The following is a 25,374-nucleotide window of genomic DNA, read 5'->3' as shown; positions in this document are numbered from 1 at the left end:
TGAGCGATTAAAAAGCAAAGCGAGAAAGTTAGCATACAGGGGTGGTCAAAAAATGCACTAAATGCTTTTGGGGTTGATCTTTTGTGGCGGGGCGCTAGTATCCTCTGAATCTGAATCTGAATCTGAATCTGAATCTGAATCTGAATCTGAATCTGAATCTGAATCTGAATTATTCGTCGCAAGAATTATTCATCACAAAACACAGAGTTCTAGCCATGAACTTCAGTTATGAACTTTACCAATGAACTCTAGTAAGGAACCATTATGAAACACTTTATCATCGCAGCACTTTTGCTTTTCACTTCGGCTCACGCTCAATCGTCTTATACATTAGTTCCTGAAAAATCTAAGTTGGTATTCACTTCAATTAAAAGTAGCTCTGTTATTGAAGCTCACGAATTTAAGTCTTTGTCAGGCGAGATAAACGAACAAGGTTTAGCAAGTGTCACTATTGACTTAGCGAGCGTAGAAACGGGCATTGATATTCGTAACGAACGTATGAAGTCGATGTTATTTCATGTAGAAAAATACGCGCAAGCATTAGTACAAACAGAAGTTTCTTTATCTGCGCTTAAAAACTTAAAGGTAGGCGAATCATTTCACCGTCATGTGCCTGTATCCGTTGAGCTTCATGGTCAAAAACAAGACTTAGTCGCTCACTCAGATGTTGTTAAAACAAGTGAAAGCACAGTGACTATCTACAGCACTAAGCCAGTATTAGTGAATGCTGCAGAGTTTGACTTAGTTAAAGGCATTGCTGCATTGCAAAAAATTGCTGGCTTACCGTCAATCGCAACATCAGTTCCGGTTACGTTTAAACTTGTATTTAAATTAGATTAATACAGCTTTAAACAAGCGTTTACTTAACCCAGTTATTCGCTTGTTTCACAAACTCCAGTAGCACCTTCACGTTTTGTTGCTGCTGGTTTTTTAAGTGATCTTTCATCACAGGAAATAGCGCACTCTTTTTATCAAATTTAGTGTGCCAAATTTCGCCCCAGGCTTTTTCATCATCACGGTTACAACTGGTTAAGTTTTTCTCATCAAAGCAGTCCCAATAAGCCTTATCAGCCACTTGCGAATAACCGTCATTACCGCGCTTACCGTTTAACGCAAAGTTAGTGGCTTCAATGTAGGCTGTGGTTACGCCGCTACAAGCAAACGGAGAATGATCAGACCAAGCGCCTGTTTCACCTTCAGGGTAACCTTTGTATTCTTGATGCAGTAAATGAGGCGTGTCTGGATATAGTTGTTTTGAAACCGTTCTAATACCTTCACGCAGCTCAGTGCCACTTACGTAGTTGGTTTCTTTAATGTAATCACAGCGGTAAGGTTTTGAATGTGCGCTGTGCACGTACAATTTGTCGCCGCCAATAATCGTATCTAAGTTGATCATGCCTATCATGTTGCTGGTATCGTTGCTGTTTACATAAGCTACTGAACCTTGCAAACCGCGCTCTTCCGCACCAAAAGCAATTAAGCGAACTGTGTAAGGTAACGTTGCGCCATCACTTAGCAAGTTTGCTAATGACAACATTGCCGCCACACCTGAACCATTATCAATTAACCCTTGTGAGCCAGACTTCACACCAACAGAGTCGTAATGCGCAGCAACCACTAATAGCTTGTCCGACTGACCTTTAATATCAATAGACAAGTTTTGCGAGTTGTAGGTTTTAGAACGGCGCTTGTAACTAAATGGCTGCATTGTGACGTCATAACCCGCCTTTTTCCATTCCGAGGCAATCCACTCTGCGGTTTGTTTCTCTTGTTCAGAACCACCCACGCGATCAGCTTTAATCTCAATGTAGTCGGCTACTTTTACAAATTCAGTCCATGCCGAACCTTCTACCGCACTCTTTGCTGAGTTCTCAGTTGAAATGGCTGCAGTATTCTTTGCTGAATTCTCTGCTGAATTGGCTGCCGCACTTAAAACAAGTGAAACTGACAACATGACCGAACGTTTAATAAAATTCACATCAACTCCAAGATTATTATCTAGCTTTTTGATAAAGCTGGTAAAAAGGTTTGTTAAGCAAAACTTAATAAATTGTAACCTTTATTTTATGTTTAGGAAGTGAAAACACTCTGTTTTAAACTCGTGTATCCTTAAGTTCAGCACAGGGAGTAACGCGCTACCATTAACAAGGTGAGGTTATTTTTAAAAGCAGTACTAATATAAAGGCTGTTTGTTATCTATTGCCTCAATCTATTACAATCAAGCTAGGTTCAAATTTTATTTAAAATTGCCCAGAAAACCCTCGAAAGCATTAAGGTCAGTGCTTTTAGGTAAACTTTCACTTCACTCCGTAGGCATTTTTATTTATAGTACTGTGCCTTAAGCAACGTCATTTTATTTATGAATCATTGCAACGCAACAGACCAAAAAAACTCACTAAGCCAATGTGAGTTACAAGACCTTCACGAAATGATCGCCATTCAAGGCGGTGTATTAAAATCCCATCAAGTTGTATCGTTAATGCAACAACATGCTGTTTCTTTTGAGCAAATAAAAAAGCTGCTGTTACCGGTTTGTGAATTTTTTGCTATCGCGCCTATTTCCAAATTTCACGCAGGGGCCATTGCCCAAGGCGAACTCAAGCAAAACGATTTTAGCCAAAGCCAGACTAGCCAAAACCACCTTAGTCAAGAAGCTGTAGCGAACCTTTATTTTGGGGCGAATTTAGAATTTGCAGGCCAGGCACTAAACTTAACCGTACACGCAGAACAAGCCGCAATAAACAACGCTTGGCATCATGGCGAATCAAAAATTACCGCGATGATCATAAACGCTGCACCTTGTGGATTTTGCCGACAGTTTATTAATGAAGTCAGAGACGCGCGTTTAATGCCAATGAACATTGCAGGTAAAGACGTCAGCTTAGATGACTTATTGCCAGACCCGTTTTCGCCAGAAGTATTAGGCAGCAATGTGATGCTGTTTGATAACATTAGTAACGGTATTGTTTTTGACGCAATTGATAAAGACCTACTGCGCGCCGTAAATTCGTCGTATGCGCCTTACACTCAAAACCCAAGTGCGGTAATGATTGAATGCGATGGCGGAACGAAGTTTATTGGCCGATATGCTGAAAACTGCGCTTACAATCCAAGCTTGTCGCCACTGCAAAGTGCTTTAAGTTTAATGGCTCTGCACGGTTTAAACCCAAACAAACACCCAATTAAACGCATTACTTTAGCGGAAGTAAAAGGCCAAGCTAACCAACTAGGTGCTACAAAAAACGTGTTAACGAGCTTGCCTCAAGGTATTGAATTTGTTCATTTGTTAGGTGAAAAAGCATAAAAATTTGTTTATAGTCCAGTGAGTATTTGCCGTTTTAGCAATTTAACGGCAGCATTTAACAGCAATATCTAATAGCACAAAAACAAGGATGTTATGAATACTCATACTAATGACAACGCAGTAAAGTCACTGCCTGTTTTTCAAATACTAAAAAATAGTTTCCGTTTACCTTTTGAAAATGCAGCCCTAATTTTACGTTTGGGCTGGCCATATTTATTAGTGTCTATGTTAATTACCGTCTTATCGGTAACTAACGAAAACGGCTTTTTAAATTTCTTTTCATTCATACTTATGACGGCCGCCAGTGTATTAGCTGGTGTGGCTTGCCATCGAATATTTTTGTGTCCGAAAGATGAAGTAACGCAATTATCAACGTTCCGTTGGGGAAAGTCTGAAGCAGACTTTTTTGTGGCCGGCCTAAAACTAACTTTTGCACTTATAGTGGGTACTATTTTAGCCGTTGGTTTAGGGGCATTGGTGACAAATATTGCAAGTATTGAATTACCAACAACCGAATACTTAGGCTTTAATGTGCTGGTTTGGGCAGGAATATTTGTGTTTGGTTACGTGTTTTCAAGAATCAGCTTTATTTTGCCAGGTGCAGCAGTTGGGCGTTACTTTAACTTTAATACTTCTTGGGCGGCCACCAAACCATATGCATTGCCACTGTACTTTGTGGTTTTCCTTGTACCAATGGCTTTAACTACAATATTTACAACACTCCTTTCAGTATTAGAAGGTTCAGCTTTAACCCCGTTAGGGTATGAATTATTAATTGCACTTGTATCTTTAGTGGGCGCAGTAATTGAGTTATGTATATTGTCAAAGTCTTTTGAATGGGTAACTAATCAAATGCCAGAAGAGCGCGCAGAGCTAGCTGTTGATGAGCAAGGTTCTAATCAAGCAGAATAGCTTGGTAAATATAAAGTTGGTCATGGTAACTAAGGGAAGTTATGAGTAACGAGTTTTATAATTTGAATGCACAGGAAGTCTCAGCGCAGTATTTAAGCAAGAGCTTTGAACAAGTGCATCAAAATTGGATTCATTTGTTACCTGCCACACTTAATAAACCAAATGCGCGAATTCTTGATGTAGGCGGTGGCTCTGGCCGAGACGCCAAGTATTTTGCCAAGCAATTGCAGACCATTCATGATAGTAAAAACATTAGTGACTCTAGTGAAAGTAAAGGCCAGGTGTTTGCTATTGAACCTGCCAAAGAGTTAGCTAAATGGGGCGAACAAACTACTAAAGGCCTAGGCGTTAAATGGTTGCAAGATACATTGCCGGCATTGGAAAACACTACCAAACTCGAAATCAGCTTCGATCTTATTTTACTGAGCGCCGTGTGGATGCACATACCACCGAGTGACCGCGCTCGCGCTTTCAGAAAACTCACCAATTTACTAAAGCCTGGCGGCCAACTAGTGATCTCTTTGCGCCATGGTCATACTGACGAAGAACGAAAAAACCGCAATATGTTTGATGTCAGCGCCGACGAACTAAAAAGGCTCGCCAGTGAACATGGCTTGTTTGTAAAACTTGAAACCGAACTAGACAAAGATCAACTAGGCCGTGGACATGTGAGCTGGCAAACCGTGGTTTTGGGAATGCCAGATGATGGTACGGGAGCTTTTCCATTTATTCGTCATGTCGCGATTAATGACGGAAAGTCAGCGACTCATAAACTGGCGTTAATGCGTGTTTTGTTGAGAATCGCAGACGGTCATTCAGGCGCTGTATTACGAAGAGAGTCATCGTCTGATGGTGATCGAGTCATATTACCCGCTGGTTTAGTTGCTTTGTATTGGTGTCACCAATACAAAGACTTAATAGATTTACATGGGCTTTTTCAAACGCCAGCTAAAAGCCCCAATATGGGTTTTATGAAAGCTGATGGCTGGCATAAATTAACTCACAGACTCGCATCTGACTACCGGATAGGAAACTTATTCACAGGAGAAGATGCACAAGCTCTGTTTAAAACTTTGTCGGCGGCCTTACAAAATATAAAGAATATGCCTTGTAAGTATATTACCTTTCCTAATACTTCAACACCTGTATTTGAAGTGGAAAGCAAAGCTGTAAAAGCTAAAGATAGCTTGTTTCTTGATTTACCGTCTCTTGAACAATGGGGCGAGTTTTCAATGCCAGAATCCACTTGGTTAGCATTCAATCGTTATGCTTGCTGGATTGAGCCTGTTCTTGTTAGTGAATGGGTAAAAACAATGGCCAGTTACAAAGGCAATAAAGAATACTCTCAACCTGCGGCTCAATATCAGCTTTTCAAAGCATTAGAATGGTTAGAGCCTAAACGAACTACAATAGAAGTTCGCCAGCGTGTTGACGTTTTAAAACGTGAAAATAAAGTTGAATGTGTATGGTCAGCAAAAGAAATAAGACAAAAGTTTGATATTGACCATAGCATGCCTTTTTCAAGGTGGCCGAATAATGACTTGTGGAACCTAGTGCCGAGTGACAGTAAGGTTAATAGTGAGAAGCGAGATCGTTTACCAACGGAACAAAAATTAAAGGCCTCGAAAGATAGAATTCAAAGCTGGTGGAAAAACGCTTGGCTTGATGACAATAAAACCGAAGAGCAACGCTTTTTTGCGGAAGCTAATATAGCCTTACCTGGATTAGACTCGGATAACACATCAATCGATGACTTATTTGAAGCACTAGTGATGCAAAGAAGCCGATTAAAAGAAATGCAACAGTTGCGAGAGTGGTAAGGTTTAAGCTTACCTCCACAAACTAACGCTTCACCCGATATAACTCAAACGTGGCCGTTTGCAGTACTTGTCCCTTGTGATACGAATACATGTGGCCGATTATTATATTCTTGTTTTGTTGATGCAATATAATTTGGTTTGCAAAAGTTTTGTGGCTTGTTGAAATGCGCGTGAAGGTATTAGAAGTGGCAATGTCACTGTCTTTAAAATACGTTTCGATAGTGGCATTAGAACCGCCGTTTAGCATAAATACAAACTCTGAACGCTGGTTTGGTTGGGCGTTTAATACCACCATTTGCTTTTGAGTTCCGTCGTTGTAAGTCCCAACCCAAAAACCGTACAAACCCTTTTGAGTATATTTGTCCAAGGCTTGAATGGTTGGTCCGTATCGCTTCATAAATTCGCGCGTGGTGGAGTTACCTTCTTTCTTATCTAATTGATATGTTTCTGTGAGTGTTGGCTTTTCATCTACGCTAATAATGCTCAGTACTTTAAATGAATTAGTAAGGTGAGGGGATATTATGATTTTATATTTTTCATTGGTTTTACGAGGGTCGTTAAGGCTTAAGGTACACTCTGCTGATGTACAAGTAATATCGCTGTTAGTAAAAGGTATTCGTTTTATATAACGCATCGCACTTGCCATCTTCGCAATATAAAACGCGTGCTGGCCGTCATCTTTCACATCTAAGATATTATAATTCATTCCAACTTGGTCGCTAATTCCTTCCCACAAACCTGTTGTCAGCTTTATTGGTTTTTCGTCGGCTAATACCGAAGGCGACAAAAGTGCAAAACACATCAAACTAACAAACAAACTCTTCATGGGGTTCCTTTTCACAAAACTAAGTTTTTGTGGCGGTTTAAATTTTAATTAATACAATACTTTGTGCAAATAATAAACTAAAGTGGCGCATTATAAATACAAGCCCAAGAATACTAACGTAAGGATACACCCCAATGAACAATTATCTCAAATTAGCGCAAGTGCTACTTTTTAGCTCTGTGGTAGCGGCCTGTGGTGGCGGTGGTGACTCGTCAAGTTCTGGCAGTGAGTCTGGTGGCAGTTCAGGCGGCGGCTCAAACAGTGGCGGTTCTGGCGGCTCAAGTTCTCGACTAGTTTGGGGTGCTGCTCTGCCAACGACTAGTTTTGCCTATTATTCTTCTCCTGCGTTAAGCGCAGACGAGCAAACAATTTATGTAGGCACTGCAAAAAATGTTAGAAATGCATCAGCGGGTAACGACGTTATGGCTGCGTATGACCGAAATGGCAATGTTAAATGGCAGTACACCTTACCTAATGCTGAAGAAGTTCGCTCGAGTCCAGTGGTGCATAAAGGCAATATCTACTTTACTGTTGATAAGCGTACCGCCGAATTTAATAAAAGCTATCGTGACCTAGTGGCGCTAAGCAGTGCGGGAAATGAAATTTGGCGAAAACGTGTATCTGAATACGGAAGCCAAACTGGTTCTGGTTTGACTAAAGTGGTGGCAACGGGTGATCAAATTATTTACACGGGTTTGGATGTTTTAGTTTTTAATGCGGATTCGGGCGATAAACTTTTTGAACGTTTATGTAACTGTAGTGGCCGCCAAGATCGTTTTGTAAACGGTGCGCTAAATAACAACGGTGAGCTAGTTTATTACGATGAAGGTAGATTACTTAAGTTAAACTTAACCACCTATGAAGTCTCCGGTGAGTTTGATGATATTGCTACTTTTCAGGGGGATTTAGTATTGTCTTCGCCTGCCGTTGACTCAAACAGCAATGTTTATCTAGGCTCTGAAGCTGGGATTTTATATGCGTTTAATGACAACCTAGAATTGTTATGGGACTTTAGATTAACAACGCCTAACGTAATTGAAGCGCCGCATATTCGCTCGTCGGTAGCGATTGATGAATCAAGAGAAACCTTATACTTTGGCACCAAGAGCAACGAAAACAGTGAGTTTTATGCACTAGACATGAATGACCAAAGTGTAAAATGGAAAGTGTCTATCCCAGGTGATGTATACGTTTCACCAACTATTGGCGACAACGGTAATATCTACTTTGCATCAGAAACTGATTTGCTTTATGCCTACACCCCAACCGGAACATTAGCGTGGCAATATGACCTAAAAGTGAATGTCACATGGTCATCTCCAGTTATCGACAGCTCTGGTATTTTGTATATTGGTGGCTTGTCTGAAGCTGACTTATCGTCGTCGGGTGCAACGGGTAAAGTGTTTGCTATTCAAACTGACAGCACCGGCTTAATGACAAACACATGGGCTAAAATCCATCGTGATAATCAAAATACCGGTGTGGCTAAGTAAACTTTATAGCCTAAACAAATCATGTTCTTAAGTAGGTCATGAATATAAATAAAAGGAAGTTAAATGCAGTTTTCTGACGCACAAAAAAATATGGATAGCGCTTATTTTGGCGGTGCTCCAGGCGTATTAATTTCAGGCTTAGTTTGGATTACCGCTGGACTTGTCGGTGTTTTCCATTCTGCGCAGTTCAGTATGTTAGCGCTTTTTTTTGGCGGTATGATAATACACCCTATGTCTGTGTTAATCGCAAAAAAGCTGAACCGCTCAGGTGCCCATGACACAGACAACCCGCTTGGGAAGTTGGCGTTAGAGAGTACAATAATTCTTTTTGTGGGTTTGTTTTTGGCTTTTTATGTGGCGAAGCTCAGCTTGATTTGGTTCTTTCCAATTATGCTATTGGCCATTGGTGTAAGGTATTTAGCATTCCAAACCCTATATGGAAACAAACTGTATTGGGCACTAGGCGGCTTACTGATGTTCGCCGGTATGTTGTGTATATTGCTGCGAGCACAGTTTATTTATGGTGCATTTATAGGCGGAATAACAGAAGTTGTGTTTGCGGTATTACTTTTAAAGCAGGCAAAAGCAAAAGACTAATCAAAGTCGATGCTTTGCCTGAATTCACCCTAGCGCTTTTGATTCCAGTAGGCGCTCGCATATAAGTTCTTTTTGTTGTAATCATGGTTGTCGTTTAATTGTGACTTCAATGCTTTGACTACGCTAGCTTCTGCAGCAATAAAAATAGCGGTTTCGCTTAAGTCTTTACGTTGCGTGGCGAGTGCTTGGCCAAACTCTGGCGTAAGCTTGTCTGATGTCACTATCCAATTTAATGCAATACCAGAAGGTGCTTGGATTTGTTGAATATCCGACGACGTTGGCACTTGAATCCAGGCGCTACCAATAGCATTTGTTGGCAAGTCTTCTAAGGTTGCAGCGATGGCTGGCAGTGCAGTGAGATCGCCAATAAACAAATGATCTTTTGCATTTAAGTTTGTGTGTTTGGTTTCGCCAGGCCCAGCTATTCCTAGATAATCACCAACTTTTGCGTTTTCAGCCCAGTTGCTTGCCAAACCTTTGTGATCATGGACGGCAAAGTCGAGGGTCAGTTCAAAGCGTTCTGCGTTAAAATCACGAATGGTGTAAGACCGCATCCACTTTTTAAAGCCTATGTACATGCCAAGTTTAGGCTTGCCGTCGGTTGCTTTTGGATTTGGAAAAATAGCTTTTACATGCGCGCTGTTTTTGTCGGTTGGGAAGTCTTTTAAGTCGTTTCCGCCTAAAACAATCCGTGTCATATGCGGCGACAATTTAGTTACTGACGTTACTTGTGTCATTCTCATTGTAGGTCCCATATTGTTCTCCGTTAGGTTTTATTGCTTTAAACGTTGTTTTGCATTAAAGTTGTTTCAATTAGGTTGATAAAGTCTACTATATTTGTATTGGTTGATATTGTCAACTAATTGTTGGTTAGAATGTCGGCTAAATTTCCAACTAAAACGTCGGCTAGAAAGTCCAGATAAATAATCCAGCTATAAAATTAAAACGGAGAAGTTATGGATCTCAGCGAAGCGCTATTTAAGTTAATGCATTCGGTAAGGTTTAATATTGGTCAACAGGTGAAGCAACTGAACCTAGACTTGTCGCCTATGCATTTTAAGTCTTTAAAAGTAATATCAAAAATAGACGGTTGTAATGGCCAAAAGTTAGCGGATTTTTTAGGTCGAGACAAAGCTCAAATTAATAGATTAATAAAAGAGTTGGTAAATCAGGAGTTGGTTATTAAGTCTGATGATCCAAATGATAAGCGCAGTCAGCTTTTATCTTTATCGCAGCAGGGCGAAGACATTATGAGCAAGTTTAAAGTATTGGAACGTCAAACTTTTAATAACATGGTGCAAGGCGTTGATTCGGAGCAAATAGAACAATTTATTGAGGTGGCGAACAAACTACGCAGCAATATAAGCGGTTAGTTGAGGTGATGTTAGTTGAAAAGCAGGTAACAATTAACCAACGAGTTGATGTTAATGCTAACAAACAACTAGCTAGTTATTAGTTATTAGTTATTAGTTATTAGTTATTAGTTATTTAATTGCCACCTGTTTAAAATTTATGCTATTGGTAGTCATTGTAAATGAAAAGGATTTAACCGGACTTATTTAAGGACAACTATGCATGGGATTATTAACGTTAACAGAAGCCGAAAAGTGCGCCGTATTTGACTACACCGCATTAGTACCAGGCGATATTTTAGTAAGTGATTTTAGTTTTGGACCTATCGATTATCAGCATTGGTCACTAGTATCCGATAGGCGTTGTGAGCAGGGCATTTACATGCTGATTTCCGCTACAGAGCGCACCGGTACTGTATGTGAAGAGCCCGCCCATGAAGTTATTCAATGCGCAAATACCTACAAAGCTTTACACAAGTCTCTGTGGCCTATTCCTAAAAGTCTTGAATTAGCGCGCAGCCATATTGGTAAATGGGATTATTCGGTCACCGAACGAAACTGTCAGCATTTTATCAACCTAGTTACGGGATTGGGATTAAGGTCTAGTCAGGTTTATGCCGGAATAACGTCTGGCCTTATTGGTGGCGTAGGCACGGCGCTGTTAAAAAAAGACGCTTCTTGGTTAGAGATTTTAAGTGTCACGGTAGCAGGTATTGCCAGTGGCGTTATAGCTTCAAAGGCTTTGCAACACAATAGAAAAGGGTAGTTTTAATGAGTACACGGATAACGGTTTTATTGTTTTTAGGCATCCTTATTAGTGGCGCGGTATATCTAGAGTTGTGGTGGTTGTGTGCCATGCTAGGTCTGCTGTTTGTCATTGCTATTGTCGATATAACTCAGCGCAAACATACGCTATTACGGAATTATCCGTTGTTGGGTCACATGCGCTATTTTATGGAATCAATTCGCCCTGAAATTCAGCAATACTTTGTTGAAACCAATATTAGCGGCAGACCCATTAATCGTGAATACCGAGAGTTAGTTTATCAACGTGCAAAACAAGAGTCAGATACTCGTCCTTTTGGCACTCAGTTTGATGTCTATAAAACGGGATACGAATGGATTAGTCACTCATTAAATCCGGTTCACATGGAAAACAAACACCCTAGAATTAAGTTTGGAGGACCTGACTGCGCGCAGCCTTACCTAGCTTCTCCCCTTAATATTTCCGCGATGAGTTATGGTGCCTTGAGTAAAAATGCCATTATTGCTTTGAACAAAGGCGCAAAAGCCGGCGGGTTTGCGCACAATACTGGTGAAGGTGGTTTAAGTCCGTATCATTTGAAACATGGTGCTGATGTTATTTGGCAAATAGGCACTGGTTACTTTGGTTGCCGAACGTCAGAAGGCGGTTTTGATGCCGATGAGTTTGGAAAAAAATCACGTTTAGAAGTGGTTAAAATGATAGAAATTAAGCTATCGCAAGGGGCTAAACCGGGACATGGTGGCATTTTACCTGCGCAAAAGCTTACGGCTGAAATTGCAGAAATTAGAAGTGTGCCTATGGGAGCTGATGTTGTTTCTCCAGCGGCTCATTCGGCCTTTGATTCGCCAGTTGGTTTGTTAAATTTTGTAGAACAATTACGTGAGTTATCTGGCGGTAAACCGGTTGGTTTTAAGTTATGTATTGGCATACCTCACGAGTTTTTATCTATTTGTAAGGCGATGTTAGAAACTGGGATTACACCGGACTTTATTACTGTTGATGGCTCAGAGGGTGGCACCGGGGCGGCGCCTGTTGAGTTCACTAATTCGGTAGGTATGCCACTGACCGAAGCTGTAGTTTTTGTGAATAATGCATTGGTAGGTGTTGGTGTTAGAGATAAAGTCAGGATCATTGCCTCTGCGAAGATCTTTTCAGCCTTTCACATTGCCAAAATTATGGCTTTAGGTGCAGATACTGTGAATTCAGCTCGAGGAATGATGCTGGCACTTGGCTGTATTCAGGCAAGAAGTTGCAACAACGATCAATGTCCTACGGGGATCGCCACACAAAACCCTGCACGATACAAATGGCTTGATAGCGACTTAAAAGGCGATCGGGTTTTTAATTTCCACAAAGCCACCATTCATAATTTATTGGAGTTATTAGGCGCTTGCGGCTTAAAAGAGATGACAGAGTTAAACCGAAGCCATATTAACCGACGCATCAGCGCAAATACAGTGACTACTTACGACAAAATATATCCTGAATATGCTAAAGATTGTTTGGTTGAAGAAGGGTCTTGTCCTGTAGAGCTGCAAACGGATTGGCACCGAGCAAATGCTAATGCGTGGTAAACGAAGAATTTAAATTGGAAACAAAAAGGCGCACTAGGCGCCTTAAAATTTATACTAACGGAACAACTTGCTAAGTTATTTAGCTTTAAATCGATTAACGCTGGTTTGTGTTTGATCAGTATTATGTAACTTGTGATATTGACCTAGAGGTGCTGAACTTAAAGCCATGTAATTAACTCTTTTGGCAATAGGAACATAATCAGTAGTTGTAAAAAGTACCAACAATGAGGCTGTCTTCGTAAAACCAAAGTTTTTCACCTGTTTGAATTTTATACTTTTTTTGTAATAAAAATTTACAATTTTTAATTTAGTAGGTAATCTAGCTTTTAAATCTGTAGCTTTAACTTATTTGACTAAAGTTCTGGATTAAACGTTAAACAAATTTATGGATAAAGTTGCAAATTTAAAGGTAGCTATAATGAAAATAATATCGTCTCTACTTGCTCTTGTTTTACTGTTGTCTCCGGCGTTTGCAAAAGCAGGTCTAATAGACAATGACGACTTCACAACTGATGATATATCGGGTTTAGACTGGTTGGACTTGAGCTTCACAAAAAGATTAAGTTACAACGATGTTGAAGCTTCATTGTTAAATGGTTCTTTAACAGGTTGGCGCTTTGCAACTAGCCTTGAGTTTGACGTATTGGTAGAAAACCATTTGGGTTTTGAGCCAGATAATTATTTTTCAGGACGTCAGTATGATGGCTTTGCTTCTCTTATAGGCTTTTTAGGTTCAACGTATTCTAAAATTGAAACAGTGAACGGTGCGACGGAAACGTCTTATTACGCAGTAGCTTTTGTAGACAGTACTGGTTTTGATCTTGGTCAACCTCGACAGTTTGGATATGGTCACTTAGGTGGTTACTTTAGACCGTCTTCTAACATCGCTTTTAAGCGTGATAAAGACTCTGGCGTTGGTTCTCATGCGTCACTATTAGTTAGAGACAATCCTGATTATCAAAACGTATTGGTGACAAACCCACCGGTAAACGCACCATCAGGTTCTGCAGCTAGTGTTTCTGAACCTTCAAACTTAATGCTTCTGTCAGTTGCCTTATTTGGGTTGTTAAGAGTAAAGCGAAGAAGTAAAACTGCTTAATATCCAAATCAAAAATAGATAACAAAAAAGGCGCACTAGGCGCCTTTTTTGATGGAAAATTGCTAATAGCAATTCTGACTAACTGTATAGAAGAGAGCTACACAGTTTTCTTAAATATTCAGCTTAAACACTAAGCTCTAGTATTTTTCTAGCTTTGGCTGGGTCAATGTCACCGTGTTCGCCAATAGCCGTCATGCCGTTTTTCTCTAAGTTAGCAATTAGCTTGTCTATTGCTACCTCTGTAGAGTCTCCATTTAAGTCATAGTCAGACATTTTGGTTTCAACACCCATATCTTCAAAGAAGTTAACAACCGCTTGAATTGTGTCATCAATAATATGTTCGCTGCCAACACCACCGGCGCCAGCTAAACCAAATACTCGTTGACCAAGTTGTGCAATTTTCTCTTTTTTAGATTCTGCTTGAACCTTCATTAGTGAAGGTAAAACAATCGCCAGTGTTTGAGCATGATCAAGGCCATAAATAGCCGTTAGCTCATGACCAATCATGTGAGTTGCCCAATCTTGAGGAACACCTTTACCAATTAGACCATTTAGTGCCATTGTTGCCGACCACATTACATTTGCTCGAACGTCATAGTCTTCAGGGTTTTCAAGGGCTTTAGGACCTTCAACAATAAGAGTTTGTAAAATGCCTTCAGCAAAACGGTCTTGCAGCGGTGCATTTACTGGGTACGTTAAATACTGCTCAATAACATGAACAAAGGCATCAACTGCACCATTGCTGATTTGTCTAGGTGGTAATGAGAACGTGAACTCAGGGTCTAATAGAGCAAACTGTGGTTGAACGGTTTCTGATGCGAACGCTAATTTTTGCGAAGTCTCTTTTTTAGTAACAACAGAGTTACCGTTGCTTTCAGAGCCTGTTGCCGGAAGAGTAAGCACTGCACCTATTGGTAGAGGGTTTTCGAATTTTGCACCTTTCGCTAAAATATCCCAAGGTTCACCATCAAAGTTATGCGCTGCCGCTACAAATTTTGCGCCATCGATAACACTTCCGCCGCCTACGGCTAAAATAAAGTTAACCTCGTTAGTGCGAGCAACATCTACTGCCTTAATTAAGGTTTCATAAGATGGGTTTGGCTCAACACCACTAAATTCAAAAACTTCTGCATCTTTAAGAGCGTTAACTACTTGGTCATAAATGCCGTTCTTTTTAATAGAACCGCCGCCATATAAAAATAGTACTTTTGCGTTAGCGGGTAATCTAGCGGGTACTTCAGATATTTGACCTTTGCCGAATAAAATTTCAGTTTGGTTCTTAAATGTAAAATTAAGCATCATGTTTCCTTTTTAATTGAAGGAGAAAGAAATTGGTTACCGGTAGATGGGGATGAAGTTTTTAATTTAAACCTTTTTATACGTAAAGGTACAAAAAAATAAATACAGCTCATTATTATAAACAAAGAGAGGTTCAAAAATTAACTGCGCCACAATTGACGTGGCGCCTCAATCTAGCTTAGCTACACTAAATCTTAACTAAAAAGACGTCGCATTTTGCATAGTTAACAACACCGTTTGCTGTTGAGCCTATTAGGGCTTGAATTCCTTTTTTAGAGTGAGTGCCAATGACAATTAGGTCTGCTTCTTTTTTATCTGCAACTAAACAAATTTGCTCGTAAGGTTTACCTACGTTAATAGACACTTTTTTCTGAGATATACCAAATGATTCCGTAATCTTGTCGATCAATGGTGCAGCTTCCTCTTCGAGAGTTTTTTGATAATCTTTAGGAAGTATTGAGTATGGAATAACATGAGCAACATAGAGTTTTGCGTTGTATGCTTTAGCTAACCCACACGCTTTCTCTAACACTAATTTACCTTCGTCACTCGCTTCAATGGCACATACAATCTTTTGATACATAAGACTCTCTGAATAGTTATTAATCTGATTAAACGATAGTGAAAAGACAGAGTGATGTAAAGATTGTATTGAATATTATGTGTACAAGTAATATGTTCCAGATCAAACAAATCGTCATTACTTTAAAATTACATATTGTAGGAATTAATCATGTTTCGTATCGGACTGTTCATCATATCAAACATTGCTATTTTAGCGTTGCTAGGTATCACGTTTAGGCTACTTGGTTTAGAAGGGCTTTTAGCTGAAAATGGCGTTGACTTAAATTTGCAGGCGCTATTAGTTTACGCTGCCGTATTGGGCTTTTCTGGCTCAATTATCTCTTTGTTAATTTCAAAGCCGATGGCAAAACGCTCTATGCGAGTAGAGTTGATTAAAAGCCCACAGTCGCAACAAGAGCGATGGTTAATTAGCACCGTTGAGCGCCAAGCAAAACAAATGAATATTGGCATGCCAGAAGTGGGTATTTTTCCTAGCAGAAGCCCAAATGCGTTTGCCACAGGTTGGAATCGCAATAATGCGTTAGTCGCAGTTAGCCAAGGCTTGCTAGAGCATATGACACAAGATGAGGTTGAAGCGGTGCTTGCCCATGAAGTTAGCCATGTAGCTAATGGCGATATGGTGACAATGACACTATTGCAAGGCGTAATGAATACTTTTGTGGTGTTTTTGTCACGAGTGATAGGTCATTTTGTTGACCGCGTTGTGTTTAAAGTTGAACGCGGACATGGCCCAGCATTTTGGATTGTATCGATTGTAGCTGAGCTTATTTTAGGTGTGTTGGCGATGATCATTACGATGTGGTTTTCTCGATACCGAGAGTTCAGGGCCGACGCTGGCGCAGCCTCCATTGTGGGTAAACATAAAATGATTGCGGCGCTAGAAAAGCTACAAATGGGAAACAAAGTTGCAGAAGCAAAAGTACCTGATGAAATTGCCGCATTTGCGATTAATGCTGGTCGAATACACGCTCTTTTTTCGAGTCATCCACCACTTGAAAAGCGCATTCAAGCACTAAAAGAACATGGCGCTAGAAGGGTAGATTAGTCATAACGTGTCATAACGTTACGCGGTTTTAATTGTTTGTATTTGTGCTTATAATTGGTAAAAACCAACTTATAAATTAAAGGGATTTAGTCGAAATGAATTTTTTTGTTAAAAAACTTAGCCACGTAGCAATAGTGAGCATATTTGTTTTCTTTAATGCGGTTGCTAATGCCGGTGCAATAACTGACTTAGCTGAAGATCACAAATGCATAGAAACAGTGAAAATGCTTGATGACTTCATGGGCGATGGATACGGCGCTCGTCTCGTATATGCTGTAGAAGACAGAGCTAAACAACCACTGACTTTTTATGCAGAACAAAACTTTAATGATGGTGACGTGCAATACAACATTGTTGTGACACCGACTATGGACGGCATGTGTTCGTTTGAATATACCCGTACGTGGTTTGATGACATGCCTTGCATGGCTTCAATGGCAAAAGGTTCTTTAAAAGGGTTAACGTATGTTGATTCAGTAAATAAAAATATTTCGTATTTAAGAACGATGCAGGCTTAGATTACTTTGCTACTAACATGCCAAACTCAAGCTGTATGATAGTAAAAAAAGAAGTTGGTTTTGGCCAAAACGAACAAGCTAAATAGTTTAAACTTATTATAAGTAAGACACTTTTTGAGTGTTCAGTTTTAGTGTTAGTTTGAGTTTTAGTTTTAGTGTTCAGTTTTAGTTCTACTGTAAATTATAGAATAAGTAAGCAGCGATAAACTCGCTGCTTTTTTGTTTTTTAAAACTGCTATCCAGTTTTAAAATGGAGCGTGACCATCATAGTTGCCTTCAGGCAGGCTCCATCTTTGTTTAGCTGCTTGTATGGCAGCTTCTTTAGCAGCTGGCCCAGAGCCTGGTTCCGAGCTTGTTTCAAAAGCAGAATGTAGCTGAGAATGCTGCGGTATTCTTCCGCGATCACCATACAACCAAAGCACCATATTAGAACGCTCACCACTTGTTATAGGTTGGGCTGCGTGAGCAATATTGCCTTTGTGTAACATCGCCATACCAGGCTCAAAGGTTAGTCGGTTTACGTTGCCTGTCATTGGATCGTAAAAGTCCACTTCTGAACCCGTAAATTCTTCACCAGGCTTATTCATATTAATATTCAAGGTCGCCGCTGAAGCATCGGTATGAAGACGCAATGACGTATCTACGCCGGCTTGATATTGAATTGAAAAACCAAAAGTTTGAGTATCAAATCCAGTTACCTCCGGAAATAATAAACGAGCAATAGGGCGCATGTACTGATTCATAATTTCGCGGTAAAACCTTTGGAACCCAGGCGCAGCAAGATAACCTTCCGAGCGCGGATCTAACATGGCACCGTGACGGTTTAAAACAATACCGTAAGGCGGTCGTAATGGGATTTGTGCGTCAGCCACTTTTTCTAAGTATTCACGCAATGCAACCAGCCCTTCTGGATCAAAAAACTGACATTGGAAAACACCTGGCGATACTTCTTCCCAAAGATCGTAAACAGCAGACTCTTTAGAAGGGTCTTGCCAAGCTGCAGCTACTGCTTCTCTCAGTTTGGGCGCAATGATGGCTTCGCCTAATTTTGATAATTGTTCCTGATTAGTTTGTTCCCACTCGGCCCATGCGCCTTCAAAAAGGGCACGGTTGTTGTCCCAAAAATACTGAACCGACGGAGCTCGAACTAACATTTCTTCACGGCTTGGTCTGGCAAGCTCTTGTGCACGCTGTAATTGAGATTTAGACATAACGAGCTTAACTCCTGTGTAATTGATCATTCAAATAATGTGACGACAATTTATTACACCTCGTTATATTTATAAATGAGTGTTATAGCAAAACAGAATCAACTTTATATTGATAATGGTGCATGGTTTTAATATTCACTTTTAGCAGCTGTAAACAACCATTTTTTTACAACCACAGATTTGGACGCTTAATTTTCAGCCGCATAATTTTGGCAATGGTCTCATATACATTGAGTTGTTTGTTTAAAAATAATACAAATGCCGTACATCTATAAAAACAATTTATAAATACAGTCTGTGAATGCAGTCTAAGAATAATAAGGAATTAACATGCGAGACTTAGCAACTCGATTAGTTGCCTGCAGTTTACTATTTGCTGGTGTGATAGCGAATAATGCAGCGGCGAACAGTTTAGTAACCTCGAACTCCCTGACAACAAGTGCGCTGGCAAGTACTTCAGCAACGGCCGCGCTAGCCACAGAAAAAGCAAATCCACGAGCGGACTTTATTCGTGCTAATTACACCAAGTATGAATATCAAATTCCAATGCGTGATGGCATTAAATTATTTACCTCGGTTTATATTCCAAACGACGACTCTCAGTCTTATCCAATGATGTTTCAACGCACGCCTTATCGCGTAGCGCCTTATGGCTCTGATAAGTATAAAAGAGCGTTAGGCCCAAGTGAGTCCTTTGAAAAAGACAAATTTATTTTTGTATTCCAAGATGTTCGCGGTAAGTACATGTCGGAAGGCGAATTTGTAAATATGCGTCCGCAAGATGCCTATAAACGAGGCAAAGGTGCCACTGATGACGCCACGGACACGTTTGACAGTATTGATTGGTTGGTGAAAAACATCCCGAACAATAACGGAAAAGTGGGAATGTGGGGAACGTCGTATCCTGGTTACTATACGTCGGTAGCTTCTATTAACAGTCACCCAGCGTTAAAGGCGATATCGCCACAAGCACCAATTGCTGACTGGTTTTTTGATGACTTTCACCGAAATGGCGCCTTTGTAACGCCAATGGCGTTTATCTTTTTTGATAGCTTTGATAAAAAGCGAGAAAGCCCACAAGCGCATGGTGCGAAACGCATGGATTCAGTAACGCCAGACGGTTATCAATTTTTTAAAGAGTTAGGGCCGCTTAGCAACGTTAATAAAAAGTACTTTAACGAAACGCGTCCGTTTTGGAATGAGTTGACTGAACACCCTAATTACGACGACTACTGGAAAGCGCGCGATGTATTACAGCATTTAGGCAATACTAAACCAGCTACGTTAGTGGTGGGCGGTTGGTACGATACAGAAGATTTATATGGTCCGCTGTATACGTATCAAACGATGTCTGACAACAACAATAAAGATCATATTAAGCTAGTTATGGGGCCTTGGTATCACGGTCAGTGGAACAGTCGTTCTGGCGGTTCTAAGCTAGGCGAAGCCAACTTTGGTTTTGATACAAGCAAATGGTTTCAAGAGGAAATCCAGCTGCCATTTTTTAAAGAGCACTTAAAAGGCAACGCAGCTAACAGTAAGCAAGGTAAGGCATCTAATATTGCTACCGCAACGATTTTTGAAACGGGCAGTAACCGCTGGAGAAAGTTTGATGTTTGGCCACCAAAAGAAGCGAAAGCCCAAACATTATTTTTAGGCGGGAATGAATCTCTTAGCGCCACAAAAAATGACACGGGTGCGAGTGAGTACATTAGCGATCCGAACAAGCCCGTTCCTCATTCTGCCAAAATAAGCCGTGGTTGGGACCGTCCTTACATGGTTGAAGATCAGCGTTTTGCGGCGCGTCGCCCTGACGTTTTAGTATTTGAAACCGAAGTACTTGATGATGACCTGACGTTAAGCGGTGCTATTGACCTAGACTTGTGGTTCTCAACAACACAATCAGCCGCTGATATTGTAGTGAAGCTGGTGGACGTAAAACCGGGTAAAGATGAGAACAACGACAAAGTGGACCGCGCAACGGGTAATCGTCATGAGTTGGTAAGGTGGGGCGTCATTCGTGGTCGTTTTAGAGACAGCATGAGCGATCCAAAGCCGTTTAAACCAAATACACCAACACAGGTTAAGTTTGAACTATACGACGTGCTACACACCTTTAAACGCGGCCACAAACTGCAAATTCAAATACAAAGCAGCATGTTCCCGTTTATCGACATCAATCCTCAAAAATACGTAGACAACATTTTTGACGCCAAGGAAAGCGACTTCACCCGCGCATTCCATAAAATTTATCACACTAAAAAATACCCAAGTGCGATTAAGTTTAAAACATTGGATTAAAAACCTGCCGATGACAAGGTTTTGAATTAAACCTCTGGTCTTAAAAAGCGCCGGCATCTGATTATTTATGGGTGTCGGCTTTTTTATGCGAAATGCAGTAACTTTTGTCATAAGCAGCAATTACAAAAACAATATATTTATTAGCCATTTATTTTATTTGCCCTGTACAAAAAAACCTCACACGAAATTAGTATTTCTTCAATTTATAAACTAGGTTTTATTAATCGGTTTATTTTTGTACACAATCGTGTGAAAAATCATTAGGGAATGAAGTCATGGCAAATAAAGCTAAGTCTGGTAATAAAACGACAAAACACACCATAGAGCCCACCATTTCAGACACTACATTGTCAGAAGAGTCACCGGCTAAAAGCAAAGCGTTGGTTGAGAAAACGATAAGTGATTACAACTATTTTACCGAAGATGATTTAAATAAAATCCTGAAAAATTTAGATGTTTTACGCGGACACGTATTGCCCAAGCCTATCACGGCTGAAAATGCAGAGCCGGTTGAACCCAACTTTCCATCGGTCTGTTTAATAGGACTTGGCCGCTGCGGTTCGAATATCGCCTTAGATGTTGCCACCTTAGTTCACAATGCTCGAGTGTTTTATCTTAATGATTTTCATGATGTTGAAGAAAAACACAAAGAAAAAAATCGCAAAGCCCTTAATTGGATCCAACGTAGTTTAAAGATTCAGCCAGACGAAGATTTACAACCGGTTTTTCTTATTGAACCTTTGGTTATGTTAGGTGATTTAGATAAAGATATCAGAGGCCGAATTCAGTTTTCTGCTAAAAATGGCGGGATTAATTTTCTAAACGAATACAGTAAATTAAAGATCATGGACTTGTCGGAAGTGCATGCAGGAGGGGCGGGTAACGCGCCAATTCTTGGCCAATATCTGGCTAAAGTAATATTAAACAAAGAAACCGATAAATTCAGTAACGAAGACTGGAAGTTCATTCACTCATACCTTATTGATTCGTGTGGTATTAAAGCAAACCAATCGCGTCTATATTTCTATATCTTTAGTGCTGGTGGAGGCACAGGCTCAGGAATGGCATCGGAGTTTGGTCTAGCGCAGCAGTATTCTTACATGAGTAAAACCTTCGACATTCGCACTGAGCAAGAGATGCAAGCGCATAACCAGTCGTTTGTGTTTGAGCCTATATTCACCAGCGGCATTTGTATTTTACCCAATATTACCCATCGTACCGCTGAAATGTCTGAAGCTCTTCATATTAATGCTGGCCGACTGCTTTGTAAGTATTTGTCGGAAGAGTGGAATTTCTCTTACAGTATGGATAATGATGACAGCAATTCGGAGAGTATAAAAAAACGCATTCGCCCTTGGAATGCCATGATGCTGATTTCAAATGATATTATGCGCTACGCAGAAGAAACCGACGAAGCGAGTATTAACGACAATTACAGCGGTCAGTTTATTGATGTAAACGCAATGGAAAAGCACGCTAATCAGTATATTAGTCAGCAGATTTTTAATATCCTAACAGCTCAAGCAGTAACTACTGACTACGATGAAAACTACTTTAGACGCGCGGGAATAGACATTGGTGAAACTATTCGTTTAGATGCCAACGATCTATTTATGAGCCTTGCAGGACCTATTGCTGTGGCCTACGCAGAGTCCGTAGTGAAGGTGCGCGATGCTAGTGACTCAAGACTTGGTATTCTTGATAGGAATAAAGAGGAATTAGACATCGATGACTTGTTTTTCCGTTCTATTGATTTGCCGCATTTTAATAAAGACACTACAGCCATTGAGGGCATTAGCCTTTTGCCAGTTGAGTCAAAGCGTTACCGAGCGGCACTTAAAAAATATAAAGAAAGTGGTTATGACGCAAGCCATCTAAGAGATTTACACTTCTTTAAAAACTGCTCGTCAGTGGTTTCAATTGTATCGCTTCCAAAGGATTACAAACTGTCGTACATGGATCTCAATAAGCTTAAGCACCACCTCAATAGTTTATTCCCTAACACTACACTTAAGCGATTTGCGCTGGTTATAGGCGCCTCGGCTAATTTGTCGCTTACTACCTTAGTGGCCAAAAGCCCATGTTTAAGCGATGACTTTTTAACGTTAATTGTGTCGTATATAAAACGTTGTTTTGCCAAAGAAAGCTACGGGTTTGATGATACTTTAGACAAAGCGATTGTAGAGTTTATTAAAGCGCCTGAGTTTGATGAAGCTAAACTAGAAAGCATGTTAGAAGAGTTTGAAAACCCAGCTAAAATTCTAGATACCAACTGGTTTGCTATCAAACCTATGTACGAGAAAAAGTATCGCGAGCTAATTCACGATGAAAGCAAATTCACATCAATAAACGATATTCGATTGAGCATTTCTAGCGTCAAACAGGCGATATACTACCTACGTAAAATCTATCGCCACCGTATAGGAAAAACCAACGTTATTTCACTATACAACAATGTATCTATGTCCGATGAACAGCCAGCTGAGAAAAAAGGTACGCCTAAAAAGTCGTAGGCTAGTTTAGTGAACGTGTATTAGATAGTAATAGGCTTGATAGCCGCTGGTCCCAAAAAAAGCGAACGGTCCCATTAAGATTAAAACTTAGTGGGACCTTTTTGTTATTCGATGTTTTGATAGTGACGAACTCTATAACCAACCGAAAGTACCGCCTCTAAGTTGTAATGATCTAACAACCTTTCCACTTCCCGCGAATCTTCCAGAGCAACTGTCCGGAATTTCCGGATAGTTGAAGTAGGGCCTAACTCACCTTCATCGTAAATATTATTGATATGTTCACTGATTGTTTTGCCGAATTTGCCTTCGCAGACAGTCTATATGGCCTTTGGGATTCTGTGACTTCTCTAATTATACCCTCAAGGGGTTAAACCTCCGCTTATACCTTTTGGGGTATATAATTGTAGCGCTTGACTTGTATACCTTTAGGGGTATATTAAGTAAAATAAACCCTAAAGGGTATAAATAAAAACTTAGGTTTAGGCACCGCAATGAAGCTAAATAATTCTAGAGAGTTGGCTGACTATATAAAGCTACAAAGAAACAAACAGAACCGTACTCAGACTGATGTAGCTGAGCATATAGGCCTTAAGCAAAAAACGATATCGGCTATGGAAAATGCGGCCGGAACCTCCCGCATAGACACCTTATTTAAAATTGCTCATGAGTTAGGACTTTCAATTGAGTTAACACCTAAACATGATGTCGATGAGAAGGATGAAAAGCCGAAATGGGACCAGGAGTGGTAACATGCAATTAAACGTAAGTCTCAATGGAATAAAGGTTGGAGTACTATCTAAGGATAAGAATGGTGGTTTGCACTTTTCTTATACCGATGCATGGATGGAGCGCAGTGGTGCCCGTCCGATTTCTTTATCTCTGCCAATTACCAAGAAAAACTATTCTGGCGATCTAGTTTATAATTTTTTCGATAATCTATTACCCGATAATCAAGATATTCGAAACAAAATACAAGCCCGCTTTGACGTGGAAACGGGGCACTCATTTGATCTACTAGCAGCGATTGGCAATGACTGTGTGGGAGCAATCCAGCTATCAACAGATGAACCTGAGTCAATCCAACACCTCAAGTACAACTCACTGAGAGAAAGTGAAATAGAAAAGCTATTGCAAGGATACAAACATACTCCGTTAGGTATGGACGTTGATGATGAAGATTTCCGTATTTCTATTGCAGGTGCCCAAGAAAAGACAGCGCTGTTGAATATCGAAGGACAATGGACAAAGCCAGTTGCCTCCACACCAACTAGTCATATATTAAAATTGCCAATGGGGGTTTTGCCTCAGGTGGGTATCGACCTTACAGATAGCTGTGAAAATGAGTTTATATGTTTAGAGCTTGCAAGAGCTTTTGGTTTTGACGTTGCTAATACTGAGGTTATCAAGTTTGGTCAGCAAAAAGTGCTGAGTGTCGAACGCTTTGATCGAAAGTACGCCGCGGATACATCTTGGTTGATGCGCTTGCCTCAAGAAGATTTCTGTCAGGCAATGGGCATTTCTTCCGCCAAGAAATATCAAGCCGATGGTGGCCCAGATATTTCTGATTGCCTACAGTTATTAGGTGCGTCGTCAAATGCCCAAGACAGAGAAACTTTTTTTAAGACGCAGATACTTTTCTGGTTATTAGCTGCTATTGATGGCCATGGTAAGAACTTTAGTGTGTTTTTAGAGGCAGACAACAAATACAGAATGACGCCGTTATACGACATCTTATCGGCATATCCTGTTATGTCGAAAAAAGCCTTGCAGCCACAGAAAATCAAAATGGCCATGTCATTGAAAGGGAAAAATACACAATACAAATGGAGCCGGATTCAGCCACGCCACTTCTTATCAACAGCACAACACTTCAAATATCCAATTGAGAAAGCAGCTCAGCATTACGAGTACTTTATGGACAATACAGAAAATGCCATTGCACAAGTAGAAGCGAAAATCCCAGCCGGCTTTCCAGAGTACGTGGTGGAAACGATATTTGCTGGTATTAGGAAGCAGGCCACTAAAACGTTGCGATAAAGCTTTTAGCTTGTTAAAAGCAAATTAGTTGGCGGAAACTTTAAGGGGAAGGCATTTATGAAAACTCTGCAATTAAATCTTCAATTCCTCTGTTATTTCAAGTCCAACGAGGCAAACAACAG

At 40.3% G+C, this 25,374-nt stretch carries 24 protein-coding genes; 17 read left to right on the top strand and 7 right to left on the bottom strand.

The genetic code is table 11. The features are described 5' to 3' along the window. Positions 1-61: 61 nt before the first annotated feature. Positions 62-232, top strand: a complete 171-nt coding sequence (locus ABD009_RS06135; RefSeq protein ID WP_343823600.1) for a hypothetical protein — start codon at positions 62-64, stop codon at positions 230-232. A 32-nt stretch (positions 233-264) separates the two neighbouring features. Continuing rightward, complete coding sequence (locus ABD009_RS06130; protein WP_343823598.1) at positions 265-840, top strand: YceI family protein; 576 nt, start codon at positions 265-267, stop codon at positions 838-840. Positions 841-859: 19 nt separating this feature from the next. On the opposite strand, the gene ABD009_RS06125 is transcribed toward ABD009_RS06130, so the two are convergent. Next, complete coding sequence (locus ABD009_RS06125) at positions 860-1,978, bottom strand: M28 family metallopeptidase (RefSeq protein WP_343823596.1); 1,119 nt, start codon at positions 1,976-1,978, stop codon at positions 860-862. 381 nt (positions 1,979-2,359) lie between these two features. Between ABD009_RS06125 and cdd the strand changes: the two genes are divergently transcribed. The 3 genes from cdd to ABD009_RS06110 all read left to right on the top strand — a co-directional run bounded on the left by cdd (position 2,360) and on the right by ABD009_RS06110 (position 6,036). Further along, positions 2,360-3,304 (top strand): cytidine deaminase, encoded by a 945-nt coding sequence (gene cdd / locus ABD009_RS06120; protein ID WP_343823594.1) that lies wholly within the window; start codon positions 2,360-2,362, stop codon positions 3,302-3,304. Between the two features lie 93 nt (positions 3,305-3,397). Continuing rightward, complete coding sequence (locus ABD009_RS06115; protein WP_343823592.1) at positions 3,398-4,216, top strand: hypothetical protein; 819 nt, start codon at positions 3,398-3,400, stop codon at positions 4,214-4,216. A gap of 41 nt (positions 4,217-4,257) precedes the next feature. Further along, positions 4,258-6,036 carry a class I SAM-dependent methyltransferase gene (locus tag ABD009_RS06110; protein ID WP_343823590.1) on the top strand — a complete coding sequence of 593 codons (1,779 nt, stop codon included), beginning with the start codon at positions 4,258-4,260 and terminating at the stop codon, positions 6,034-6,036. A gap of 22 nt (positions 6,037-6,058) precedes the next feature. Here the strand turns inward: ABD009_RS06110 and ABD009_RS06105 are convergent, their stop codons facing one another. Beyond that, positions 6,059-6,862, bottom strand: coding sequence for a hypothetical protein (locus ABD009_RS06105; RefSeq protein ID WP_343823588.1), 804 nt, complete (start codon positions 6,860-6,862; stop codon positions 6,059-6,061). A 134-nt stretch (positions 6,863-6,996) separates the two neighbouring features. On the opposite strand from ABD009_RS06105, the gene ABD009_RS06100 reads away from it, so the two are divergent. Further along, entirely contained in the window at positions 6,997-8,355 is a 1,359-nt protein-coding gene (locus tag ABD009_RS06100) for an outer membrane protein assembly factor BamB family protein (protein WP_343823586.1), read from the top strand. 63 nt (positions 8,356-8,418) lie between these two features. Beyond that, the gene (locus ABD009_RS06095) at positions 8,419-8,952 is read left to right on the top strand and encodes a DUF7010 family protein (protein WP_343823584.1); all 534 of its coding nucleotides are present in this window, start codon (positions 8,419-8,421) and stop codon (positions 8,950-8,952) included. Positions 8,953-8,981: 29 nt separating this feature from the next. On the opposite strand, the gene ABD009_RS06090 is transcribed toward ABD009_RS06095, so the two are convergent. Continuing rightward, a complete protein-coding gene (locus ABD009_RS06090) occupies positions 8,982-9,707 on the bottom strand; it encodes a siderophore-interacting protein (RefSeq protein WP_343823582.1) in 726 nt (241 codons plus the stop codon). 201 nt (positions 9,708-9,908) lie between these two features. On the opposite strand from ABD009_RS06090, the gene ABD009_RS06085 reads away from it, so the two are divergent. The 4 genes from ABD009_RS06085 to ABD009_RS06070 all read left to right on the top strand — a co-directional run bounded on the left by ABD009_RS06085 (position 9,909) and on the right by ABD009_RS06070 (position 13,743). Continuing rightward, positions 9,909-10,325: a MarR family winged helix-turn-helix transcriptional regulator gene (locus ABD009_RS06085; protein WP_343823579.1), complete on the top strand. Its 417-nt coding sequence runs from the start codon at positions 9,909-9,911 to the stop codon at positions 10,323-10,325. Between the two features lie 202 nt (positions 10,326-10,527). Continuing rightward, positions 10,528-11,070, top strand: a complete 543-nt coding sequence (locus tag ABD009_RS06080) for a C40 family peptidase (RefSeq protein ID WP_343823577.1) — start codon at positions 10,528-10,530, stop codon at positions 11,068-11,070. Positions 11,071-11,075: 5 nt separating this feature from the next. Beyond that, the gene (locus ABD009_RS06075; protein WP_343823575.1) at positions 11,076-12,644 is read left to right on the top strand and encodes an FMN-binding glutamate synthase family protein; all 1,569 of its coding nucleotides are present in this window, start codon (positions 11,076-11,078) and stop codon (positions 12,642-12,644) included. Between the two features lie 418 nt (positions 12,645-13,062). Beyond that, entirely contained in the window at positions 13,063-13,743 is a 681-nt protein-coding gene (locus tag ABD009_RS06070) for a hypothetical protein (RefSeq protein WP_343823571.1), read from the top strand. Positions 13,744-13,866: 123 nt separating this feature from the next. Here the strand turns inward: ABD009_RS06070 and ABD009_RS06065 are convergent, their stop codons facing one another. Continuing rightward, entirely contained in the window at positions 13,867-15,042 is a 1,176-nt protein-coding gene (locus tag ABD009_RS06065; RefSeq protein ID WP_343823923.1) for an iron-containing alcohol dehydrogenase, read from the bottom strand. Between the two features lie 187 nt (positions 15,043-15,229). Next, on the bottom strand, positions 15,230-15,625 hold the full coding sequence (locus ABD009_RS06060; RefSeq protein WP_343823568.1) for a universal stress protein: 396 nt from the start codon (positions 15,623-15,625) through the stop codon (positions 15,230-15,232). 150 nt (positions 15,626-15,775) lie between these two features. Between ABD009_RS06060 and htpX the strand changes: the two genes are divergently transcribed. After that, positions 15,776-16,672 carry a protease HtpX gene (htpX, locus tag ABD009_RS06055; RefSeq protein ID WP_343823566.1) on the top strand — a complete coding sequence of 299 codons (897 nt, stop codon included), beginning with the start codon at positions 15,776-15,778 and terminating at the stop codon, positions 16,670-16,672. 95 nt (positions 16,673-16,767) lie between these two features. Continuing rightward, the gene (locus tag ABD009_RS06050) at positions 16,768-17,190 is read left to right on the top strand and encodes a hypothetical protein (RefSeq protein ID WP_343823564.1); all 423 of its coding nucleotides are present in this window, start codon (positions 16,768-16,770) and stop codon (positions 17,188-17,190) included. A gap of 245 nt (positions 17,191-17,435) precedes the next feature. Here ABD009_RS06050 and ABD009_RS06045 read toward each other — a convergent pair whose 3' ends face one another. Beyond that, positions 17,436-18,401 (bottom strand): 2OG-Fe(II) oxygenase family protein, encoded by a 966-nt coding sequence (locus ABD009_RS06045; protein WP_343823562.1) that lies wholly within the window; start codon positions 18,399-18,401, stop codon positions 17,436-17,438. Between the two features lie 330 nt (positions 18,402-18,731). Here ABD009_RS06045 and ABD009_RS06040 point away from each other — a divergent pair, with 330 nt between their 5' ends. Together ABD009_RS06040 and ABD009_RS06035 are read left to right on the top strand one after the other, a co-directional pair. Beyond that, on the top strand, positions 18,732-20,702 hold the full coding sequence (locus tag ABD009_RS06040; protein WP_343823560.1) for a CocE/NonD family hydrolase: 1,971 nt from the start codon (positions 18,732-18,734) through the stop codon (positions 20,700-20,702). A 275-nt stretch (positions 20,703-20,977) separates the two neighbouring features. After that, the gene (locus ABD009_RS06035; protein ID WP_343823558.1) at positions 20,978-23,215 is read left to right on the top strand and encodes a hypothetical protein; all 2,238 of its coding nucleotides are present in this window, start codon (positions 20,978-20,980) and stop codon (positions 23,213-23,215) included. A gap of 104 nt (positions 23,216-23,319) precedes the next feature. Here ABD009_RS06035 and rhuM read toward each other — a convergent pair whose 3' ends face one another. Continuing rightward, entirely contained in the window at positions 23,320-23,445 is a 126-nt protein-coding gene (gene rhuM / locus ABD009_RS06030) for a RhuM family protein (protein ID WP_343823921.1), read from the bottom strand. Between the two features lie 261 nt (positions 23,446-23,706). Between rhuM and ABD009_RS06025 the strand changes: the two genes are divergently transcribed. Further along, the gene (locus tag ABD009_RS06025; protein WP_343823556.1) at positions 23,707-23,964 is read left to right on the top strand and encodes a helix-turn-helix domain-containing protein; all 258 of its coding nucleotides are present in this window, start codon (positions 23,707-23,709) and stop codon (positions 23,962-23,964) included. A 1-nt stretch (position 23,965) separates the two neighbouring features. Next, positions 23,966-25,252 carry a type II toxin-antitoxin system HipA family toxin gene (locus ABD009_RS06020; protein WP_343823554.1) on the top strand — a complete coding sequence of 429 codons (1,287 nt, stop codon included), beginning with the start codon at positions 23,966-23,968 and terminating at the stop codon, positions 25,250-25,252. Positions 25,253-25,374: the final 122 nt, after the last annotated feature.

Source organism: Psychrosphaera haliotis, assembly GCF_039523615.1.
GTDB lineage: Bacteria > Pseudomonadota > Gammaproteobacteria > Enterobacterales > Alteromonadaceae > Psychrosphaera > Psychrosphaera haliotis.
This window is presented reverse-complemented; position numbering and strand designations above follow the sequence as displayed.

Coding starts and splice junctions, on each gene's coding strand:
- ABD009_RS06075 (WP_343823575.1), top strand. CDS start 11,076: ATGAGTACACGGATAACGGTTTTATTGTTTTTAGGCATCCTTATTAGT.
- ABD009_RS06100 (WP_343823586.1), top strand. CDS start 6,997: ATGAACAATTATCTCAAATTAGCGCAAGTGCTACTTTTTAGCTCTGTG.
- ABD009_RS06045 (WP_343823562.1), bottom strand. CDS start 18,401: ATGTCTAAATCTCAATTACAGCGTGCACAAGAGCTTGCCAGACCAAGC.
- ABD009_RS06070 (WP_343823571.1), top strand. CDS start 13,063: ATGAAAATAATATCGTCTCTACTTGCTCTTGTTTTACTGTTGTCTCCG.
- ABD009_RS06130 (WP_343823598.1), top strand. CDS start 265: ATGAAACACTTTATCATCGCAGCACTTTTGCTTTTCACTTCGGCTCAC.
- ABD009_RS06040 (WP_343823560.1), top strand. CDS start 18,732: ATGCGAGACTTAGCAACTCGATTAGTTGCCTGCAGTTTACTATTTGCT.
- ABD009_RS06095 (WP_343823584.1), top strand. CDS start 8,419: ATGCAGTTTTCTGACGCACAAAAAAATATGGATAGCGCTTATTTTGGC.
- htpX (WP_343823566.1), top strand. CDS start 15,776: ATGTTTCGTATCGGACTGTTCATCATATCAAACATTGCTATTTTAGCG.
- ABD009_RS06035 (WP_343823558.1), top strand. CDS start 20,978: ATGGCAAATAAAGCTAAGTCTGGTAATAAAACGACAAAACACACCATA.
- ABD009_RS06105 (WP_343823588.1), bottom strand. CDS start 6,862: ATGAAGAGTTTGTTTGTTAGTTTGATGTGTTTTGCACTTTTGTCGCCT.
- ABD009_RS06065 (WP_343823923.1), bottom strand. CDS start 15,042: ATGCTTAATTTTACATTTAAGAACCAAACTGAAATTTTATTCGGCAAA.
- ABD009_RS06080 (WP_343823577.1), top strand. CDS start 10,528: ATGGGATTATTAACGTTAACAGAAGCCGAAAAGTGCGCCGTATTTGAC.
- ABD009_RS06135 (WP_343823600.1), top strand. CDS start 62: ATGCTTTTGGGGTTGATCTTTTGTGGCGGGGCGCTAGTATCCTCTGAA.
- ABD009_RS06110 (WP_343823590.1), top strand. CDS start 4,258: ATGAGTAACGAGTTTTATAATTTGAATGCACAGGAAGTCTCAGCGCAG.
- ABD009_RS06090 (WP_343823582.1), bottom strand. CDS start 9,707: ATGGGACCTACAATGAGAATGACACAAGTAACGTCAGTAACTAAATTG.
- ABD009_RS06115 (WP_343823592.1), top strand. CDS start 3,398: ATGAATACTCATACTAATGACAACGCAGTAAAGTCACTGCCTGTTTTT.
- ABD009_RS06050 (WP_343823564.1), top strand. CDS start 16,768: ATGAATTTTTTTGTTAAAAAACTTAGCCACGTAGCAATAGTGAGCATA.
- ABD009_RS06085 (WP_343823579.1), top strand. CDS start 9,909: ATGGATCTCAGCGAAGCGCTATTTAAGTTAATGCATTCGGTAAGGTTT.
- ABD009_RS06025 (WP_343823556.1), top strand. CDS start 23,707: ATGAAGCTAAATAATTCTAGAGAGTTGGCTGACTATATAAAGCTACAA.
- cdd (WP_343823594.1), top strand. CDS start 2,360: ATGAATCATTGCAACGCAACAGACCAAAAAAACTCACTAAGCCAATGT.
- ABD009_RS06060 (WP_343823568.1), bottom strand. CDS start 15,625: ATGTATCAAAAGATTGTATGTGCCATTGAAGCGAGTGACGAAGGTAAA.
- ABD009_RS06020 (WP_343823554.1), top strand. CDS start 23,966: ATGCAATTAAACGTAAGTCTCAATGGAATAAAGGTTGGAGTACTATCT.